The organism is Flavobacterium lotistagni, assembly GCF_011392125.1.
GTDB lineage: Bacteria > Bacteroidota > Bacteroidia > Flavobacteriales > Flavobacteriaceae > Flavobacterium > Flavobacterium lotistagni.
This window is the reverse complement of sequence record NZ_JAAJBU010000024.1, coordinates 1-3,822: the sequence shown is the minus strand read 5'-3', so window position 1 is coordinate 3,822 and position 3,822 is coordinate 1. Positions and strand designations below refer to the sequence as shown.

2 protein-coding genes are annotated in these 3,822 nt (G+C 44.1%); both read left to right on the top strand.

All coding sequences use genetic code 11. From position 1 onward, the window contains the following. Window positions 1-3,608, top strand: a 3,608-nt coding sequence (locus G4D82_RS14255; protein WP_166337967.1) for a gliding motility-associated C-terminal domain-containing protein, incomplete at its 5' end; no start/stop codon positions are given. Between the two features lie 64 nt (window positions 3,609-3,672). Continuing rightward, window positions 3,673-3,822 (top strand): type IX secretion system membrane protein PorP/SprF (locus tag G4D82_RS14250; protein WP_166337966.1); only part of this gene is annotated, 150 nt, incomplete at its 3' end.

Below are 3,822 nucleotides of genomic sequence, written 5' to 3'. Positions count from 1 at the left end.
CTGGTGGAACAGCTTTCACAAACGTACTTGTAAACGATACTTTAAATGGTGTGGCTGTACTAGCTTCACAAGTAAATACCACTTTTGTTAGCTCAACTAACGCCGGTGTGACTTTATCAGGAACTGATGTTTTGGTTGCTGCGGGAACACCTGCGGGAACTTACACCTTAACTTACCAAATCTGTGAAATCCTAAACCCAAGCAACTGCGATACTGCGATTGTAACTGTAACGGTGTCTGCGGCTTCAATTATCGCTAATGACGATACCGGAACAACTGTAAACGGTCTTGCCGGTGGAACGGCTTTCACAAACGTTTTGGTGAATGATACTTTGAATGGTGTGGCTGTACTAGCTTCTCAAGTAAATACAACTTTTGTAAGCTCAACCAATGCCGGTGTGACTTTATCAGGAACTGACGTTTTGGTTGCTGCGGGAACGCCTGCGGGAACTTACACCTTAACTTACCAAATCTGTGAAATCCTAAACCCAAGCAACTGCGATACTGCGATTGTAACTGTAACGGTGTCTGCGGCTTCGATCATCGCTAATGACGATACCGGAACAACTGTAAACGGTCTTGCTGGTGGAACTGCTTTCACAAACGTACTTGTAAACGATACTTTGAATGGTGTTGCTGTACTAGCTTCACAAGTAAATACCACTTTTGTTAGCTCTACAAACGCCGGTGTGACTTTATCAGGAACTGATGTTTTGGTTGCCGCTGGAACACCTGCCGGAACTTACACCCTAACTTACCAAATCTGTGAAATCTTAAATCCAAGCAACTGCGATACTGCGATTGTAACTGTAACGGTGTCTGCGGCTTCGATCATCGCTGTAGACAATAACTATGGCTTCTCATGTTCAACAGTTGGTGCGTTGGGGAATATCATCGATAATGACAGCTTTAATGGTGCTGCCATCAACCCAAGTGCAATCACTATGATTATTACATCTGGTGCTAATGCTAACATTTCCCTGGATACTGCAACTGGTGAATTATCCATTATAAATGGCCTTGCTCCCGGACAATATATAATGCAATACCAAATCTGCGAGGTATTAAACCCAACGAATTGTTCGACTGCTACTATAACAATTACAATTACTGATACCGTAGCACCGGTTCAACCTACTTTGACAAGCGCTACGGGAGAATGCTCGGCTACTGCCCTGGCTCCTACTACTACTGACAATTGCGCCGGAACTATAACAGGAACCACATCTGATCCGTTGACTTATACTGCTATTGGCACACACACCATTACTTGGACGTTCAACGACGGAAATGGGAATACGACTACCGCAACTCAGGAAGTGATTGTAACGCAACCTGCAGCTCCTACGGGATTGGCTTGTTACGAGACTGCGACTTTCAATCCTGCAACTTGTACTTATGATATTACCGGAACGCAACCTATCGCGCCAGTTGTCGCTTGTTACGAAACTGCATCTTTCAACACAACTACTTGTGCTTGGGATGTAACTGGAACACAACCTGCTGAACCAACTGGATTGGCTTGTTATGAAACTGCATCTTTCAACACAACTACTTGTGCTTGGGATGTAACTGGAACACAGCCTGCTGAACCAACCGGATTGGCTTGTTATGAAACTGCATCTTTCAACACAACTACTTGTGCTTGGGATATAACTGGAACACAGCCTGCGGAACCAACCGGACTGGCTTGTTATGAAACTGCATCTTTCAACACAACTACTTGTGCTTGGGATGTAACTGGAACACAACCTGCTGAACCAACCGGATTGGCTTGTTATGAAACTGCATCTTTCAACACAACTACTTGTGCTTGGGATGTGACTGGAACACAACCTGCTGAACCAACCGGACTGGCTTGTTATGAGACTGCATCTTTCAATACAACTACTTGTGCTTGGGATGTAACCGGAACACAACCTGCTGAACCAACCGGATTGGCTTGTTATGAAACTGCATCTTTCAATACAACTACTTGTGCTTGGGATGTAACCGGAACACAACCTGCTGAACCAACCGGATTGGCTTGTTACGAGACTGCATCTTTCAATACAACTACTTGTGCTTGGGATGTAACTGGAACACAACCTGCTGAACCAACCGGATTGGCTTGTTATGAGACTGCATCTTTCAACACAACTACTTGTGCTTGGGATGTAACCGGAACACAACCTGCTGAACCAACTGGACTAGCTTGTTATGAAACTGCATCTTTCAACACAACGACTTGTGCTTGGGATGTAACTGGAACTCAACCTGCTGAACCAACCGGATTGGCTTGTTACGAAACGGCATCTTTCAACACAACTACTTGTGCTTGGGATGTAACTGGAACACAGCCTGCTGAACCAACCGGATTGGCTTGTTACGAAACGGCATCTTTCAACACAACTACTTGTGCTTGGGATGTAACCGGAACTCAACCTGCTGAACCAACCGGATTGGCTTGTTATGAAACGGCATCTTTCAACACAACTACTTGTGCTTGGGATGTGACTGGAACACAACCTGCGGAACCAACTGGACTTGCTTGTTATGAAACTGCATCTTTCAACACAACTACTTGTGCTTGGGATGTAACCGGAACACAACCTGCGGAACCAACTGGACTTGCTTGTTATGAAACTGCATCTTTCAACACAACTACTTGTGCTTGGGATGTAACTGGAACACAACCTGCGGAACCAACTGGATTGGCTTGTTACGAAACGGCATCTTTCAATACAACTACTTGTGCTTGGGATATAACCGGAACACAACCTGCTGAACCAACTGGACTTGCTTGTTATGAAACTGCATCTTTCAACACAACTACTTGTGCTTGGGATGTAACCGGAACTCAACCTGCGGAACCAACTGGATTGGCTTGTTACGAAACGGCATCTTTCAATACAACTACTTGTGCTTGGGATATAACCGGAACACAACCTGCTGAACCAACCGGATTGGCTTGTTATGAGACTGCATCTTTCAACACAACTACTTGTGCTTGGGATGTGACTGGAACTGCCCCAACTCCGATTGTAATCAGAAGAAGCGATGCTGACTGTAACCAAGATATCAAAGTCACTTTTGATTTGAATACTTATTTAAGTAGCGAAGTTCCGAGCGGCGGATTATGGACCGTAGATGATTCGAACTTGAACAATGCGCTCAACGGATCTGTATTCAGTCCTTATCAAATCCCTGTGGGTGATTACATCTTCAGATATACAGTAAGTACTTCAACTTGTCCTGTGAATGTGGAATTGACGATGACGGTAGGAAATGATTGCCCTGTATTGGATGCTTGTAGTCCGATTGTGGTTCACAATGCTTTCTCACCGAATGGCGATGGCTTAAACGAAGAGTTTGTAGTAGAGCAGATTGACCAATTGGAATGCTATCCGAAAAATACGGTAGAAATCTACAACAGATGGGGCGTATTAGTATTTGAAACTAAACAGTACGATAACAAAGACCGTGTTTTCAAAGGAACTTCTGATGGAAGGGTCACTGTAGACAGATCAGCTGAATTGCCTACCGGAACTTACTTCTATATCATCAATTACACTGATAAAGACGGTAATAGTAATCACAAAGAAGGATATTTATACCTTACACGATAAACCAAATTCAAATCTATAATAAACACTTGGGTTAACCACCCTAGGTTTCTAAAACCAGTAAGTAATGAAAACAAGAATCCTAACTTCCGTTTTGATCCTGACAGCCGCTGCGGGTTTTGCGCAACAAGATGCCCAATTCACTCAGTACATGTACAACACGATCAATGTCAACCCGGCCTACGCAGGTTCGCGCGGGGTGATGAGTATCTTTGGC